Origin of the sequence: Pseudoclavibacter chungangensis, assembly GCF_013410545.1 — a bacterium.
In the GTDB taxonomy this organism is placed as follows: Bacteria; Actinomycetota; Actinomycetes; order Actinomycetales; family Microbacteriaceae; genus Pseudoclavibacter; species Pseudoclavibacter chungangensis.
In genome coordinates, this window is sequence record NZ_JACCFV010000001.1 from 1,400,577 (window position 1) to 1,417,480 (window position 16,904).

Below are 16,904 nucleotides of genomic sequence, written 5' to 3' on the forward strand. Positions count from 1 at the left end.
CGGATGCAGGCACACTCGACCACCCCCACGCCACGACCACCCCACGCCGCGACCCCCGCGGCCCCCGTGACGAGTATCGGTCCCGAGTCGCCGTGAAGGACGGAGGACACGATCACCGATGTCCGCCTGCTCGCCGCCACCGCGTGAGGCCATCGGACGCCCCGATGTGACGGCACAGGTCACTCGTCGCCGACGTCCGGCCGTCCCGGGCGGCCCGTCCGACGCAGTGGGAATGACGCGGTGGGAATAGGGTGAATCCTGCACGACGAAGACGAAGCGAGTGTCAGGCGGTGGTGCGACGGATGCGCCTGGCGCCGCCGCGACCACCAGGGAAGGCAGCTGATCGAAGATGCATGATGAGGGATTCCGAGGCTCGAAGGACGCCCTGAACGCGTTCGTCGACATCCTGGGGAAGGCACACGTCCTGACCTCGTCTCGGAGAACGGCCCCGTACGCGAGCGGAAGCCGATTCGGTTCGGGGAAGGTCCTCGCCGTGCTCCGCCCGGGCAGCCTCGTCGACATGTGGCGTGTCCTGCAGGTCTGCGTCGACAAGAACCTCATCGTCATCCCGCAGTCCGCGAACACGGGCCTGACCGGCGGGTCCGGTCCGGGTGACCAGGACTACGACCGCGATGTCGTGATCATCTCGACGATGCGCATCGACGACATCCACCTCATCAACGATGCGCGCGAGGCGGTGTGCCTGGCCGGGTCCAAGCTCTTCGAGCTCGAGGACGCACTCGCTCCGCACGGGCGCGAACCGCACTCGGTGATCGGCTCGACCTCGATCGGTGCCTCGGTGATCGGCGGGATCGCGAACAACTCCGGTGGCAGCCAGGTGCGCAAGGGCCCGGCGTTCACCGAGCACGCGATCTACGCCCGCGTGAACGAGCAGAACAAGGTCGAGCTCGTCAACCACCTGGGCATCGAGCTCGGCGACGATCCCGCGACGGTGCTCGACCGGCTGCAGCGCGGCGACTGGACGGCCGCCGACGTCACGCCGCCGCCGGCCGACTCCGCCGAGACCGACTACGCCGAGCACGTGCGTGAGATCGTCGGCACGCCGGCGCGTTTCAACGCCGACCCGAAGTTCCTCTTCGAGGCATCCGGATGCGCGGGCAAGCTCATGGTGTTCGCCGTGCGGACGCGGACGTTCCCGAAGGATCGCCACACCACGACGTTCTACATCGGCACGAACGATCCCTCGGAGCTCGAGGACCTGCGGCGCGCGGTGCTCGGCGCGGACCGGCAGCTGCCCATCTCGGGCGAGTACTTCGACCGGTCCACGTTCGACCTCGCCGAGAAGTACGGTAAGGACACCTTCGTCGGGCTGAAGTACGCGGGAAGCCGCCAGCTCCGACGCATGTTCGCGCTCAAGACCTGGGCGAACGGCGTGTTCGCGAAGCTGCCGTTCTTCGGCCAGACGTTCGCCGACACGATCGCACAGAAGGCGTTCGGGCTGCTTCCCCAGCAGCTCCCGAAGCGGCTGCTCGACTACCGCGATCGCTTCGAGCACCACCTGATCGTCGAGGTCGGGGAGGACCAGAAGGCGGAGACCGAGGCGTTTCTCACCGCGTTCTTCGCCGAGCCGGGACGCGGCGGCGCCTTCCTCGTGTGCAACGACAACGAGGCGCAGAGCGCGATGCTGCAGCGCTTCGGCGCGGCCAGCGCGATCGCGCGATACTTCAACCTCTACCGCGAGCGTGTCGGCGGGATGATCACCTTCGACGTCGCCATCCGGCGGGACGACGACGACTGGCTCGAGGTCCTGCCGCCCGAGATCGCCGACCAGCTCGAGGTGAGCGCCTACTACGGACACTTCTTCTGCCACGTGCTCCACCAGAACCACGTCGCGAAGAAGGGCGTCGACACGCTCGAACTGAAGAAGCAGATGACGAAACTGCTCGAGGACCGTGGCGCCGCGATCCCCGCCGAGCACAACTACGGCCGCCTCTACGACGCGCCGCCCTCGCTCGTGGAGCACTACAAGGAGCTCGACCCGCTCAACGTCTTCAACGCCGGTGTCGGCAAGACGTCGCCGCACAAGAACTGGAGCTGATCGGGCGCGGCTCGTTGATCGAGCCGTCGCCGTGCACCGCTGTCCGGCAGGGCACCGCGATCGGCTCCGACCCGGACGGCCCCGGGCACGGAATTCGGGGCGGGGATGCGTGCGTTGTCGAGGGCGTCGGCGATCCGGATGGTCGGGGTCAGTCGGACGCCGACCATCCGGAATCCTGTTCCGCGTGTGTGTTCTCGGGGACTTGACGTGCTCGTGACGGTCGGAACCCGTCCCAGAGCGAGGGTTCGCGAACGGCGAGGGCTCTGAGTTCGTCGCGTGTGGAGACGCCGAGTTTTCCGTAGAGATGACGTCTGTGCGTCTTCAGTGTGTTCTCAGTCCGTCCCAGTTCGGCAGCGATCTGTCGGAGGCTGAGGTCTCCGAGCAGCATGCGACAGAGCTCGCGCTCCCGCACGGTGAGATCGAAGCGGGATCGAGGTGAGCCGACACCGATCACGCGTCCGGCGCGTGGAGACAGACGGGGGTCAAGATCGATCGTCGTTGCAACATTCCGTGGAACGAAAAGTGGAACGATCGGCCCGCACGGGTTGCGTCCAATAGCGTGGTGTATGGATCGGGTGGCCGTGTCGCTGCGGACATAGCGACGGTCACCGCGTGATCCTTCGAGAGAACTCTTCACATCCGTCTCGAAAGGACCCCGACGATGACCGTCGCACCCCACGATATCGACCCTGCCCGTTTCCTCGAAGACCACCTGGCGCAAGCGTCTCCGGACCTGCTGCGAGAGATGATGGGCACCTTCATCAATTTGTTGTTGTCCGCGGACGCCGACCAGGTCTGCGGCGCCGCCTACGGCACGATCAGCGTCGACAGGGTGAACCGTCGTAACGGTTACCGCTCGCGCGCGTTCGACACTCGCACTGGCACGATCGACCTCAAGATCCCCAAGCTCCGCTCCGGGACGTACTTCCCGGAGTGGCTGCTGGAGCGGCGCCGCCGCGCGGAGGCCGCGCTGACGACCGTGGTCGCGACGAGCTACCTCCTCGGCGTCTCGACGCGGCGGATGGACGACCTGGTCAAGACCCACGGGATCACCGGGCTCAGCAAGTCGCAGGTGTCGGAGATGGCGAAAGATCTCGACGAGCAGGTCGCCGCGTTCCGCACCCGACCCCTCGACGCCGGCCCGTACTCGTTCGTCGCCGCGGACGCGCTCACCATGAAGGTCCGTGAAGACGGACGAGTCGTGAAGGTCGCGGTGCTGGTCGCGACCGGCGTGAACGCGGACGGTTACCGCGAGATCCTGGGCCTACAGGTCAACTCCACAGAGGACAGCGCCGGGTGGCTCACGTTCTGGCGCGACCTCGTCGCACGCGGCCTTTCCGGCGTGAAGCTCGTCACATCCGACACGCACGCGGGACTGGTCACCGCGATCGGCGCGACCGTCGGCGGCTCCTGGCAGCGCTGCCGCACCCACTACGCCCAGAACCTCATGGCCGTCACACCGCGCAGTTCCTGGCCATGGGTGAAGACCCTCCTCGGAACAGTGTTCGACCAACCCGACGCCGACGCGGTGCACGCCCAGTTCGACCGCGTCCTGGACGCCCTCGGGCACAAGCTCCCGCGCTCGTTCGAGCACCTCGAGGCCGCACGCGAGGAGATCCTCGCGTTCACCGCGTTCCCGAAGAGCGTCTGGCGACAGATCTGGTCCAACAACCCGAACGAACGACTCAACCGCGAGATCCGCCGCCGCACCGACGTCGTGGGGATCTTCCCCAACCGAGACAGCATCATCCGACTCGTCGGCGCCGTCCTCGCAGAGCAACACGACGAATGGGCCGAGCAACGCCGCTACCTCGGCCTCGACGCTCTCGCCGCAGCCCGACGCGTCGGCAAACCCGACATCGAGAAGGTGACCGAACCCGACCTGACAGCCCTCACCGCATAACCCCGAAACACGAAGGATCACACGAACACCGATACACCACCTCCGGGGACTTGACCGCCCCGCAGCGGGAGCACCAACCGTCTGGCTCGATCACCCGGCACTCGATGACCGCCCGATCCGGCTCGACTACCTGCCGCATCGCGACAAGCCCGAGTTCATCGAGACCGCAGAACGCGGACAGGTCAGCAGGGACGAAGGTAGCGTGGAGCACGTCGAGGTCTTTCGGCTGGAAGGCGTAGGAACCTCCATCGTCGGAAGACCTCGACCCCTACCCGGGTAGCGACGCGCTACCCGCCGCTACACCCTCGTTTGCGATGAGCCACTTTGTTCAGGGGAAATATTACCCCTCAACCCCCTTTATCTCTCTCTTGGAAGAAATCAGTCAGTTCCAATGAGTAACTGAGTAGTAGGAGAAAAATCCCTGGTCAGAGCACAAAAAGCACTGCTCAGGGTGCCTGAGTAGGGCGTGAGCAGCCGAGCAGTGCCCCGAACGGGCCTCCGACGCCCCGCCGGGCCCCGTTCGGAAAACCGGCTCTTCGGACATTCGGTGGGGTCATGGGGTGAGGCCTCCGGCGGCGAGGAGCATGCGGAGTCGGTAGTTGTGGCGGTTGCGGTAGCCGGGTATGGAACGAGTCGACGACCTTCTGGGCGATCCGCCGCCCGGCGGCGAGGTCCTTCTGGTGGTAGGTGGAGCGGAGTTGTTGCGCGCACTGCCACGCGATGAACACCTCGTCGTGCGCGGGGTCGGCTTCGATCGCCGCAGTCAGCCGCGTGCGCTGGCGGTCGGTGAGGTTCTCCGCTCCCGCGCGGAGGATGGTCTGGATCCCGTAGAGCGGGTCGCTCTTACGGCCCCGGTGGCCGAGGGTGTCTTGCTGGACGCGCCTGCGGACCTCGTCGACGGCGGCGGTGCCGAGCTTCACAACGTGGAACGCGTCGAGCACCGCGACGGCGTTCTGCAGCTTGTCGTCGATCGCGGTCTTGTAGCCGGCGAACGGATCCAACGCCGCGACCTTCACGCCTCGGCGGAACGCGTCGCCGCGCTCGGCGAGCCAGGACGCGTAGGCCTTCCCCGACCGGCCGGGCACGAGGTCCAGCAGCCTCGCCCGCGTGTTCCCGTGGTTGTCGCGGGTGAGGTCGACCATCCCGGTCAGCTCCTTCGGTCCACGCTTGCGAGGGTCTGTGTGATGCCAGACATGCTCGTCGACTCCGAGCGTGGTCACGCCATCGAACCTGGTCTCGTCCGCGGCGAGCTTCTCCAGTTCCGGTTCGACGGCCCGCCACACCGTCTTCCACGATGTCCCGAGCTGCCGGGCCAGTCCCGCGATGGTCGCGTGCTCGCGACGCAGCTGCCCGATCGCCCACGCGACAGCGCGGGTAGTGATCGAGCCGCGCGGCGCGACCAGTCCAGGGACCTGCTCGACGAACGTCTTCCGCGGGCAGTCGGCATCGCCGCAGCGCCCGACCCGCTGCCGCCACACGATCCGCACCCGCGTCGCTGCGGGCACGTCATGCAACACCCGTCGGCGGCGCCCCCGACCGGCCGCGACGACCCCGCACGACGGGCAACCGGTCGGAGACGGCGGGCTCGAGACCGTGACGACGAGCAGCCCCGAGCGGCGGTCGACATGCTCGACATGGACACCGTCCAGGCCCAGAAGCAAGTCGCAGCGGGAACACGGGCAGGCGGCAGAGCGCGCGTCAGCGCACCCCGAACTATGGTGAGACACGTCGAGGTCCTCGTCATGGAACAGCAGTTGGCGCTACTGATCCTCGGGGACCTCGACCCCTACCCACCGACCATCACCCGGCGAGCCTCACCCCCACCGGATGTCCGAAGTGAGTATTTGGAGTCTTGAGGGCCACTGATTATTGCGGTTCGGGGCCAGCCGATATTTGCTCTCGGGGCCAGGGGTATTGCCGGTGAGCGCCACCCCCGCGGGCGCGACGCTCACCGGCGCCGACTCAGCTGGACGCGGCGGTCTGTTCGCGCATGTTGACGTCGCCGGTCTCGATCCAGAGGGTGTTGTGGACGATGCGGTCCATGATCGCGTCGGCGTGGACCCCGGAGCCGAGGCGCTGGTGCCAGTCCTTCTTCGCATACTGGGTGCAGAACACCGTCGAGGTCGCGTCGTATCGGCGTTCGAGGAGCTCGAGCAGCATGGATCGAACGTCGTCGGTGGGTGGGTCGAGCAGCCATTCATCGATCACGAGGAGCGTGAACGTGCTGTATTTCCGCAGCCACTTCTCCCTGCCGGCGGGCTTGTCTTTCGCCGCGGCCCAGGTCTCTTCGAGGTCGGGCATGCGGATGTAGTGCGCTCGGTAGCGGTGCTGACAGGCCTGTTTCGCCAGCGCCGATCCGAGGTAGCTCTTCCCGGACCCGGTGAACCCTTGGAACACCACGTTTTGCTGCCTGCTGATGAACTGGCAGGTCCCGAGCTGCGCGATCACACCCCGGTCGAGGCCGCGTTGTTCGAGCAGGTCGACCCTGCGCAGGTCCGCGTTCGGGTATCGGAGCCCCGCCCGCCGGATGAGGCCCTCGACTTTCGCGTGGGTGAACGCGGCGTGGGCGTCGTCGACGGCGAGCTTGATGCGCTCTTCGAACACCATCCCCATCGTGAGGGCATCGTCTTGGATGTCGATCGCGTCGACCAGGGCGGAGATGCCCATCTCCCGCAGCTTCCGTTTCGTCTCGGAGTCGAGCCGGCTCATCGGGTGCCTCCGGCGTAGTAGTCGGCGCCGCGGACGTAGCCTGCCGGCTCCTCCCAGACGGATGGTTCGAACCTCGGTTGCCGTCTGCCGTTCTGGTCCTGATTGGAGTCCAGGATCGGCCGCAGATGCGCATACCTGGGCGACCTCACCCGCGACTGCAGCGCGATCCCAGCAGCAGCTTCGACCCGCGCAGCCGAGTAGCGGCGAGTCATCCGCAACACGGCCAGCGCAGCGTCCAAACCCTGCTCGTCGACCGGGACGGACTCGAAGATGCGGTTCACGATCGTCGTGGTGTCCTCCCCGATCCGAGCTGCCCACTCCCGAACCCGCTCCGCGTCCCATTGCCGATACTGGGGTCCGTCGGGCAGATCCGAGTCGTGCGTGCGGTACTCGTTGATCACCCCGGCTGGGGCGAGGAGATGGCTGGTGAGCCGCTGATCGGCGGCGAACACCTCGAGGGTGGTCTCGGTGACGCGCAGGTCGACGTTGCCTCCGATGTTGGCGTAGGGGACGGAGTAGAAGTTCCGCTCGAACACCACGTGCCCGTTGCGCTGAACCTTGCGTCCGTAGTGCCATCGGGAGATCTCGAACCCGACGGCCGGCAGCGGCCGTAGCAGCGGCTTCTCCTCTGCCTCGAACACGGAGAGTCTGGACCCGGCGCGCTTCTGGAACGGCTCGGCGTTGTAAGCGGTGACCCGCTCACGGATCACCGCGCGAAGCTCCGGCAGCGTCGCGAAGGTGCGGTCACGGAGCGTGGCGATCACCGCTGTCGCGACGTTGCCGACAGTGTTCTCGACGCTCGCCTTGTCTTTCGGTTTCGCGGGCCGGCCCGGCAGCACCGCCGCGGAGTAGTGCGCGGCGAGTTCCCGATACGCGTCGTTGAGTACGACCTCACCCTCGGCAGGGTGCTTGATCACCCCGGTCTTCAGGTTGTCCGGCACGATCCTGGGGACGCTGCCGCCGAACCAGTCGAACATCGCCGCGTTCGCCCGCAACCAAGTGTCCTGCCGCATATCCAGGGCCGGTTCAACGAACGCATAGCGGGAGAACGGCAGCGTCGCGACGAACAAGTAGACCCTCATCGCCTGGCCGGTGACCGGATCAGTGAGCCGCATCGTCTTTCCGGACCAGTCGACCTCGACCGTCTGCCCGGCCTTGTGACCGACCCGCGACGCCGCCCCGATCACCAGCACGTGACGCTGATACGACTTGCAGAACCTGTCGTATCCCATCGCCGTCTCACCCCTACTGTGGCAGGCGTCGACATACTCGCCGTGCAGCAGCTTCAACGTGACCCCGACCTTCGCGAGCTCCTTATGGACCTTCTCCCAGTCCGGCTGCGCGTGAACACTGTCATGCTCACCCCGCCCGGGGAACAGCCGCGCATACACGTCCGCCTCATCGAGCGCGGCGACGTCGTCCCAGCCGATGCCCTCCCGGTCAGCGGCATCGAGCACCATCGCCACGCTGGTGCGGGACATACCCTGCGCGGCGATCTGCCGACCCGTGAGCCCCTCCGAGCGCAACCGAAGCACGAGCTTCGCCTTGATCTTGCGTACCATCCGAATCACTCCTTCTGCCGCGTGATCAGCCACACGGCAGAAGGAGCCTAAGAAAGCGGCCCCGAACCCCAATACTCGGTGGCCCTCAACGACGCGATCGCCTCGACGGCAGGGTGGCCCCGAACCCCAATATCAGCGGCCCTCAGAAGCGCGAATACTCATCCGAAGAGCCGGAAAACCCGATCGACCACCACGTCGCACCGTCGAGCGACCGTTCCCGACGGAACCTGCCGCCAGCAGCGAGCTTTGCCACCGCCAGCGGCCGAACACCCCCATCCCGGCACCCGTGGAGGGTCCGTGCCTCCCGGCCCGCCAGAACGGCACAGAAAAGCGCTGGTGAATTGTCCTATTCCGAGACAATTCGAGTGCCGTTGAATTCGGCTCTCGCGGCCTCGATGGACATGTTCAGTGCCCGCGAAGGAGCGGGCTGCCCCTCGCTCGTGCGGTGTTCGAATTCATTCACGGAATTGTCGCGCACGACGCGGTCGGGAAAAGCGACAGGAACCCCGGGAGGCTCAACCACGCCGGCCTCGGGGCCGGCGTCACCCTCCCCGAACGGCGCCGTCCGCACGCAGAGTCCGCTCCCCAGCCGCGCGAAGCTCTGCCGCCCGCCGGAGTCTGCTGGGCTCTCGAAGCTGCGCGACAGGTAGTCGGGCATCGAGATAACCTCGAGCAACTGCCCGGTGAACCGAACGAGGTCGTCGGCGCTCTCGAACGGGCCCGGTTGGGCGATCAGGTGCTCGAACATCGGCGTTGGAATCCCGACCTCGGTGTCGGTCCGGGGGAGCACCACTGACGTCAGCCCGTCCAGAGGACCACGTTCCGGCGCACCGACGTCCGCGCGCAGCTCGGCGATCCCGAGCGCAATCGATTGCAGACTGCCAGCCACCGTGAGGGCACGGAACTCGTCGTCGGCGAGATCGGAGTCCACCGCGTGATCGCGGTCCGGATCGAGGACATGCGCCGACCAGACGGAGTGCGCCCGCCCCCGCTTCCGGTCGAAGAACGCCTCCACCGCCACGTCCAGCGAACCTGGTCCGACGAGCTGCGCGATCACGGCTGGTGCGTCTGCCAACTGCTTCTTCGCTTCTGCGAGCGCGCTCGCGCTGAACCCCTGCGAGCGTCCCTTCGCTTCAATGAGTGCTCGCCCGAAGCCGTTCGTGGGGGTGACGGGGCCGTTCGGCGAGGGATGGAAGCCGATGAGGTCCGGCCGCTCCTTGGCGGGGATCGGACGCCCGAGCATCCGCAGCACCACATCGGCATGCGCGGTCGCCTCGAGCCCGAGAACTTCCTCGGCGACCAGGGAGGCCATCGCGAGCCCGAGGAAGTAGCTCAGCGACGTCTTCTCGCTCGGGTCGAGATGGTCGTAGGAGGCGCTTCGCGACCATCGGTGCCCGACCGCCGTGAGGCTCGACTGCACCATCGCGGTGCGCCATTGCAACTCGAGACCTGGACGATTCGCGCCGCCCGTAAGCGGCGACACCGACCCCGCCTTGATCGCGTGCGCGACGAGCGTTGCTTCGATGCAGCTCACGCTCTCGCTGCGGGCCTTCGGGTGTGCGTTCGGAGCCCCCGAGAACGGCGGCCAGTGCGCAAAGTCGCTTGCCACAAACGGAACCCTGATCGGCGACATCACGCACCTGTCGACTCGTCGTGATCTTCCCGGTCGGGAGGCGTGAGCAGCGACTCCGGCAGGCGGTAGAGCGGCGTGCGCGCCTTCGCGTTCCCGGAGAGCAGGTTCCACCTGCCGATCGCGTGGTCAAGCGCTGTCGCAGCGACGAGACAACCACCGATCAGCAGCTCGCCATTCGGGGCCAGGGCGAGCACCTCACCTCCGCGCGGGGACGGCCCGCGGGAGATGCCGACCGTGCCAACGCGGAGCGCCCACCGCCGGCCATGCGCGAACCCCGAGTGGAGCTTCCAGATCAGGAAGTGAATGTCGCCGGCGTCGACGACGACCTCATCGAGATGCTGGACGAGCTCGGACGAACTCGGCTTGCTCGTCACCGACTTCGCCGTCACCCCAATGTGCGCGGCAAGCTCGACGATTCGGGCGGAGGTCGAGGCGTGATGCTCGCGGTCCCCGCCGAACATCCATTCGTTGCGGGAATCTTCGTGCTGCAGCCGAAGCAACCGCTGCGCTCGCCCGGTGGTGCTGTCCGGTTCGAGGAGCCACACCGCCACTGCAGCGATCTCGAGCGCCGCCCTGATCAAGGTGGAGATCGGGTACGGCGAAACGCCATCGTCCGAGCCAAGCAACTGCGCCGCGGCGTCGAGGTTCGCGAACGATGCGCCGATCACGAGCTGGACGGTCTCGCTCATGAGCCCGCCCTGCACAAGAACGTCGTCCTCATCGAGCTCCGACCCGGGATGCGTGCGGAAGCCGTGACCGCTGCGGAGATCCTCACGCAGGACGTCGAGCCACGAATGGAACAGCTCGGCGGAGTCGTCCGGCCCGACGGGTGAGAACGCCATGCCAGCTCAGCCGCGCACTCGTCCGGCCCGATAGAGCCGCCTGCCCGCCGCGCTACTGATACAGATGAGGGATTCGCTACCGAGCATGTCACGATCCTATGCGGAGACCGCGCCGCGACTGGTAGCGGTCCGCGCCGCGCATAGGTGAGGCATGACCTCGATCGTGCCGCCTCTTACCTCCGCGCCATCCCCACGCAAGGGGCCGACCCTGCCAGTCGAGGGTCTCGCGTTCCGCCGTGACGGCACGCTCGTCGTGACGACGGAGCAGCGGCACAAGTCGACCTATCGCAAGGGGCTGTCGGTGTCAGCAGCGCAGGACCTCGCGAAATGCCCGGCGAGCTGGGCAGGAAAATACGCCGTTCCGGAGGTCCGCAACCTCTTCATGCCGAACGAGCTCGGTACCGGCGCACACTCAGTCCTCGAGGAGCTGTACCAGCTGCCGGGAGCAGAGCGCACCCGTGCACAGGTCGAGCCCCTGCTTGCCGGGGTCACCGAAACAACCTGGTCGACCTACTGTGAGGAGCAGGGGATCGATCGTGACCCGCAGCAGGAGGCGCGCTGGTTCGCTGAGGTTCGCCCGCTCGCCCTCGGCGACTTCGACCTGGAGGACCCCACCAGAGTGAACGTCTTCCGCACCGAGATGAGCGAGCGCGGCCTCGTGCTCCCGAACGGTGTCCCATTCAACGGGGCCATTGACCGAGTCGACATCTCCGAAACCACTGGGCCTGCGGGGGAGGAACGCTACGAGGTCAATGACTACAAGAGCGGTGCCTACCGGAAGCACAACCCTCAGTTCGGTCGAGACAGCAAAGCCGACCAGATCCGCATCTACGCGCAAGCGGTCGCCACAAAACTCGACGTCGAGCGCCCGAAGCGGGGGCGCCTGCTGTACACGGGAGCCGGCGTCGCCCAAGAGGTCGACTGCTCCGACGCCGAGGTCGACATCGCCCTCGGCTGGTTCGCGGCGCAGTGGGAGGACCTCCATCGGTTCCGCGACGCCGCAATGTTCCCTGCGAAGCCATCAGCGCTCTGCTCCTGGTGCCCACTGGTGAACGCCTGCCCGGTCGCTCGCAAAATCAACAAGCCGAACGCTCGCGACCAGGTCGCGAAGGCGCACACCGCGGTCGAGCTCGGCATCCCGGTGCTGCCCCGCATCGCCCCGTATGTCCCCAGCCACCGCCCCGCCGCACCGCGCATAGGTGAGGCGACCCCATCCAAGAAGGAGGACACCGTGACCAGTACCGCAGCGGTCCAGCCGGCCCAGGCGCAGGCCCAGGCGCCCGCGCCGAAGCGGCGCCGTCGAACGAGCTTGTCCCCTACCAGGGCGAGATGGTGCTCAACCTCAACTCTTGGGCCTCGACCCGAGTGTTCGGGCTCGCGTCGCTCGCCTACTCGCATGTGAAAGCGGCTCTTCGCACATGAGCGGGTAGTTGGTTGAGCGCGTCGGTGGGTGGTTGAGGGTCGAGGTCTCCCGATGATGGAAGTTCCTACACTGCCCATCCGGAAGACCTCGACGTGCTCCACGCTACCTTCGCGACTCCTGACCTCACGGTGTTCTGCCGTCTCGACGACCTCGGCCTCGTGGCTGTTGGCCAGTGCCTTGAACCGAATCGGGCGGTGATCGAGTGCCGTGTCGCTGAGCCGGATCCGTGGTGCCGGGGTTGCGGCAGTCAAGCGCTGTCGCGTGGGACGGATACGCGTCTGCTCGCGCATGAGCCGTTCGGCCACCGACCCACGATGTTGCTGGTCCGGGTCCGCCGATACAGGTGCGCGGGGTGCGGGCGTTCCTGGCGCGAAGACCTCGCTGCCGCGGCGCCTGCGCGAGCGAAGCTGTCCCGTCGCGGGATGCGGTGGGCGTTGGAGGGCATCGTGCTCGATCACCTCACCGTGTCGCGCGTCGCCGCGGGACTGGGCGTGTCCTGGCGCACGGCGAACGACGCGGTCCTCGCGGAAGGCAAGCGCGTGCTGATCGACGATCCGACCCGGTTCGACGGCGTCGCCGTGATCGGCGTCGACGAGCACGTCTGGCGACACACCCGCCACGGCGACCGCTACGTCACCGTGATCATCGACCTCACCCCGGTGCGCGAGAAGACGGGGCCGTCCAGGTTGCTGGACATGGTCGAGGGGCGCTCGAAGGCGGTGTTCAAGACCTGGCTCGCCGAGCGCCCGCAACACTGGCGGGACGGGGTGGAGGTCGTCGCGATGGACGGGTTCACCGGGTTCAAGACCGCCGCCACGGAGGAGCTACCCGATGCGGTGACGGTGATGGACCCGTTCCACGTCGTCCGCCTCGCCGGCGACGCCCTCGACGTCTGCCGTCGCCGCGTCCAACGCGACGCGTTCGGCAGACGCGGCCGGAAGGACGACCCGCTCTACAAGGCTCGCCGCACCCTCCACACCGGCGCCGGGCTCCTCACCGAGAAGCAGCAGGCACGTCTGGAAGCACTGTTCGCCGACGAGCAGCATGCCGAGGTCGAAGCAACCTGGGGCATCTACCAGCGGATGGTCACCGCCTACAGGGAACCCGACAAGAAGCTCGGCAAGTTCGCCATGCAGTCCGTGATCGATTCCCTCGCCCGCAGCGTCCCGACCGTGCTCGTCGAGTTGCGCCGGCTCGGCCGAACCCTGAAGCAACGCGCCGCCGACATCCTCGCGTTCTTCGACCGCCCCGGCACCTCGAACGGCCCTACGGAAGCCACCAACGGCCGCCTCGAGCACCTCCGCGGCTCGGCCCTCGGGTTCCGGAACCTGACGAACTACATCGCCCGCTCGCTACTGGAAACCGGCGGATTCAGACCCCAGCTACACCCTCGTTTGCGATGAGCCTTAGGGGCTCATCGCAAACGAGGGTGTGGGACTGCTGCATGGGTAGGTGACATCTGATCTGGCTTGCCCGAGGGGATGGCCTGGAAGGATGGCATCGTGCCAAAGCCCTATCCCACCGAGTTCCGTGACGACGTCGTGCGCGTCGCGCGCAACCGCGAGCCCGGAGTGACGATCGAGCAGATCGCGAAAGACTTCGGGGTCCACCCGATGACGCTGCAGAAGTGGTTGCGTCGCGCCGACATCGACGAGGGCGCGAAGCCCGGCCAGTCGCGGTCCGAGGCGGTCGAGATCCGGGAGCTGAAGAAGCGGAACCGGTTGCTCGAGCAGGAGAATGAGGTTCTTCGGCGGGCGGCGGCGTATCTGTCGCAGGCGAACCTGCCGGGAAAAGGTTCTACCCGCTCGTGACGGAGCTCGACGCTGACGGGATCCCCGTCGTGGTGACGTGTCGGGTTCTCAAGCTCTCCCGCCAGCCCTACTACCGGTGGCTGGCCGACCCCATCACTGAAAGCGAGGTGGTGGAGGCGTATCGCGCGAACGCGCTGTTCGACGCGCATCGCGACGCCCCAGAGTTCGGGCATCGGCTCCTCGCGGACGAGGCACGCGACGCCGGCGAGGCGATGTCGGATCGGACCGCATGGCGGATCGCCTCCATGAACGGGTGGTTCAGCGCGTTCGGCAAACCCAAGCGGGGTAGGAGCCGCCGGCCCGGCCCGCCGGTTCACGACGACCTCTGCGCCGTGGTCGATGAGGACGGTCGGACCCGGCATGTGTTCGCCGCGGACGCGCCGAACCAGCTCTGGCTGACGGACATCACCGAGCACAAGACCGTGGAGGGCAAGCTCTACCTCTGCGCGATCAATGACGTCTACTCCGGCCGGATCGTCGGATACTCGATCGACTCGCGGATGAAGTCGCGGCTGGCCGTTCAGGCGCTCGAGAACGCCGTCCAGGTGCGCGGCGACGTCGCCGGCTGCGTGGTCCATTCGGACAGGGGAGCTCAATTCCGAAGCAGGAAGATGCTCCGCGCTCTGGCCCGCCACCGCATGGTCGGGTCCATGGGCACAGTCGGCTCCAGCGGAGACAACGCCGCGATGGAAAGCTTCTTCGCGTTGCTGCAGAAGAACGTCCTCGACCGCCGCTCCTGGACCACACGCGAACAGCTGCGGATCGCGATAGTGACCTGGATCGAGCGGACCTACCACCGCCGACGCCGTCAAGCCCGCCTGGACCGTTTGACGCCCATCGAGTTCGAGACCATCATAAACACGACCGTCGCACTGGCGGCGTGACTACAACCTGTCACCTATCCGTGCAGCAGACCCTTCACAACCGGGTTGCTGTTCACCAGCTCGTTGGCAACCGCCCAGGTAAACACCGACTTCACGCCGGTACTGAGTATTCGCGCTTCTGAGGGCCGCTGATATTGGGGTTCGGGGCCACCCTGCCGTCGAGGCGATCGCGTCGTTGAGGGCCACCGAGTATTGGGGTTCGGGGCCGCTTTCTTAGGCTCCTTCTGCCGTGTGGCTGATCACGCGGCAGAAGGAGTGATTCGGATGGTACGCAAGATCAAGGCGAAGCTCGTGCTTCGGTTGCGCTCGGAGGGGCTCACGGGTCGGCAGATCGCCGCGCAGGGTATGTCCCGCACCAGCGTGGCGATGGTGCTCGATGCCGCTGACCGGGAGGGCATCGGCTGGGACGACGTCGCCGCGCTCGATGAGGCGGACGTGTATGCGCGGCTGTTCCCCGGGCGGGGTGAGCATGACAGTGTTCACGCGCAGCCGGACTGGGAGAAGGTCCATAAGGAGCTCGCGAAGGTCGGGGTCACGTTGAAGCTGCTGCACGGCGAGTATGTCGACGCCTGCCACAGTAGGGGTGAGACGGCGATGGGATACGACAGGTTCTGCAAGTCGTATCAGCGTCACGTGCTGGTGATCGGGGCGGCGTCGCGGGTCGGTCACAAGGCCGGGCAGACGGTCGAGGTCGACTGGTCCGGAAAGACGATGCGGCTCACTGATCCGGTCACCGGCCAGGCGATGAGGGTTGACTCGCCCCGGTGTGTCCGGAGACAGGATTCCTTGGAAGGATCTGTCTTATGGGACGTCCCAGTAAGTATCCGCGCGAGCTTCGTGAGCGCGCTGTCCGTATGGTCGTCGAGGTGCGGGCCGATTATCCGAGCGAGTATCAGGCGATGACCGCGGTCGCGCAGATGCTCGGCATCGGGTCGCCGGAAACGATTCGCACCTGGATCCGTCGGGAGCAGGTCGACGCGGGAGACCGGCCCGGTGTGACGACTGACGCGGCGGTGGAGATCAAGCGCCTGAAGCGGGAGAACGCCGAGCTGCGGCGGGCGAACGAGATCTTGAAGGCGGCTTCAGCTTTCTTCGCGGCCGAACTCGACCGGCCACACAAGCGATAGTCGCCTTCATCGACGAACACAAGGACCGCACCGAGGGCGGGCTCCGATGGGGTGTCGAGTCGATCTGCGCTGTGCTCACCCAGCACGGCGTGAAGATCGCCCCATCGACCTACTACGACGCCCGCGGGCGCGGACCGTCATCCCAGGCCGTGTCGGATGAGCGGTGGAAGCCGATCATCCTGGCGGCGTGGCAGGCGCACCGCAAGGTGCTCGGGGCCCGAAAGCTCTGGTTGCGGCTCCGCCGTGACGGTCACGACATCGCGCGCTGCACGCTCGAGCGCCTCATGCGTGAGCTTGGGATCGCCGGCGTGCTCCGCGGGAAGCGGAAGCGTCCCGTCGACACGGATCCGCGCGAGACCCGCCCCGCGGACCTCGTCGACCGACACTTCGCCCGGTTCCGCACGAACCAGCTCTGGGTCGCGGACTTCACATACGTGTGGACGTGGTCTGGATGGGTCTACGTCGCGTTCGTCTTCGACGCGCACTCCCGCCGCATCATCGGCTGGCGCGCCGCGACGAGCATGACCACACCGCTCGTGCTCGACTGCCTCGACATGGCTCTCTTCACCCGCCGCCGCGAAGGCATCACCGGGTTCGAGGGGCTCACGCATCACACCGACGCGGGCAGCGTCTACACGTCAATCGCCTTCACCGATCGGCTCGTCGACGAAGGCATCGACCCGTCCGTCGGATCCGTCGGCGACGCCTACGACAACTCTCTCGCGGAATCGCAGATCGGGCTCTACAAGTCCGAACTCATCCACCACGAAGGTCCCTGGCGTGACGTCGATCAGGTCGAGGCGGCGACCGCATCCTGGGTGCTCTGGTTCAACACCGAACGCACCCACGGCTCCATCGACGACCTCACACCCCTCGAGGTCGAGCAACTCGACTACGCTCGCAACGAACCGGTTGAAAGAGCCGGCTGACACCAGCAAACAGCTCTCCGGA

The 16,904-nt window shown here is 66.8% G+C and carries 12 protein-coding genes and 2 pseudogenes; 7 read left to right on the forward strand and 7 right to left on the reverse strand.

All coding sequences use genetic code 11. The features are described from left to right. Window positions 1–349: 349 nt before the first annotated feature. Entirely contained in the window at window positions 350–2,059 is a 1,710-nt protein-coding gene (dld, locus tag HNR16_RS06290) for a D-lactate dehydrogenase (protein WP_158040981.1), read from the forward strand. Window positions 2,060–2,207: 148 nt separating this feature from the next. Here dld and HNR16_RS18990 read toward each other — a convergent pair whose 3' ends face one another. Beyond that, window positions 2,208–2,771 (reverse strand): helix-turn-helix domain-containing protein, encoded by a 564-nt coding sequence (locus tag HNR16_RS18990; protein WP_420850443.1) that lies wholly within the window; start codon window positions 2,769–2,771, stop codon window positions 2,208–2,210. Between HNR16_RS18990 and HNR16_RS06300 the strand changes: the two genes are divergently transcribed. Beyond that, on the forward strand, window positions 2,721–3,962 hold the full coding sequence (locus tag HNR16_RS06300) for an IS256 family transposase (protein ID WP_158042221.1): 1,242 nt from the start codon (window positions 2,721–2,723) through the stop codon (window positions 3,960–3,962). The genes HNR16_RS18990 and HNR16_RS06300 overlap by 51 nt on opposite strands. A 43-nt stretch (window positions 3,963–4,005) precedes the next feature. Here the strand turns inward: HNR16_RS06300 and HNR16_RS18775 are convergent. The 6 genes and pseudogenes from HNR16_RS18775 to HNR16_RS06330 form a co-directional block, all read right to left on the reverse strand. Continuing rightward, a pseudogene (locus HNR16_RS18775) lies at window positions 4,006–4,173 on the reverse strand (ISL3 family transposase); the annotation flags it as partial. Between the two features lie 235 nt (window positions 4,174–4,408). Then, entirely contained in the window at window positions 4,409–5,689 is a 1,281-nt protein-coding gene (locus HNR16_RS06310) for an ISL3 family transposase (RefSeq protein WP_420850444.1), read from the reverse strand. A 235-nt stretch (window positions 5,690–5,924) separates the two neighbouring features. Next, a complete protein-coding gene (locus HNR16_RS06315; protein ID WP_179558049.1) occupies window positions 5,925–6,671 on the reverse strand; it encodes an ATP-binding protein in 747 nt (248 codons plus the stop codon). Beyond that, entirely contained in the window at window positions 6,668–8,233 is a 1,566-nt protein-coding gene (istA, locus tag HNR16_RS06320) for an IS21 family transposase (protein WP_179558349.1), read from the reverse strand. The genes HNR16_RS06315 and istA overlap by 4 nt, the downstream gene beginning before the upstream one ends. Window positions 8,234–8,579: 346 nt before the next feature. Beyond that, complete coding sequence (locus tag HNR16_RS06325) at window positions 8,580–9,866, reverse strand: hypothetical protein (RefSeq protein WP_218868388.1); 1,287 nt, start codon at window positions 9,864–9,866, stop codon at window positions 8,580–8,582. Next, window positions 9,866–10,708 carry a hypothetical protein gene (locus tag HNR16_RS06330; protein ID WP_158042185.1) on the reverse strand — a complete coding sequence of 281 codons (843 nt, stop codon included), beginning with the start codon at window positions 10,706–10,708 and terminating at the stop codon, window positions 9,866–9,868. Before HNR16_RS06330 ends, HNR16_RS06325 begins: the two co-directional genes overlap by 1 nt. 151 nt (window positions 10,709–10,859) lie before the next feature. Here HNR16_RS06330 and HNR16_RS06335 point away from each other — a divergent pair, with 151 nt between their 5' ends. From HNR16_RS06335 to HNR16_RS06355, 5 genes and pseudogenes are all read left to right on the forward strand, one after another. Then, window positions 10,860–12,110, forward strand: a complete 1,251-nt coding sequence (locus HNR16_RS06335) for a RecB family exonuclease (protein ID WP_158042186.1) — start codon at window positions 10,860–10,862, stop codon at window positions 12,108–12,110. A gap of 113 nt (window positions 12,111–12,223) precedes the next feature. After that, window positions 12,224–13,534, forward strand: coding sequence for an ISL3 family transposase (locus HNR16_RS06340; RefSeq protein ID WP_158042187.1), 1,311 nt, complete (start codon window positions 12,224–12,226; stop codon window positions 13,532–13,534). Window positions 13,535–13,633: 99 nt separating this feature from the next. Then, window positions 13,634–14,826, forward strand: a protein-coding gene (locus HNR16_RS06345) for an IS3 family transposase (RefSeq protein ID WP_179558137.1) whose coding sequence is annotated in 2 segments (ribosomal slippage) — window positions 13,634–13,918 and window positions 13,921–14,826 — 1,191 coding nt in all. Because the reading frame shifts where the segments join, the coding sequence is not laid out codon by codon here. Window positions 14,827–15,090: 264 nt separating this feature from the next. Further along, a pseudogene (locus HNR16_RS06350) lies at window positions 15,091–15,579 on the forward strand (IS21 family transposase); the annotation flags it as partial. Window positions 15,580–15,629: 50 nt separating this feature from the next. Beyond that, a protein-coding gene (locus HNR16_RS06355) for an IS3 family transposase (protein WP_179558138.1) occupies window positions 15,630–16,882 on the forward strand; the annotation gives its coding sequence in 2 pieces (ribosomal slippage) (window positions 15,630–15,912 and window positions 15,912–16,882; 1,254 coding nt in all). Window positions 16,883–16,904: the final 22 nt, after the last annotated feature.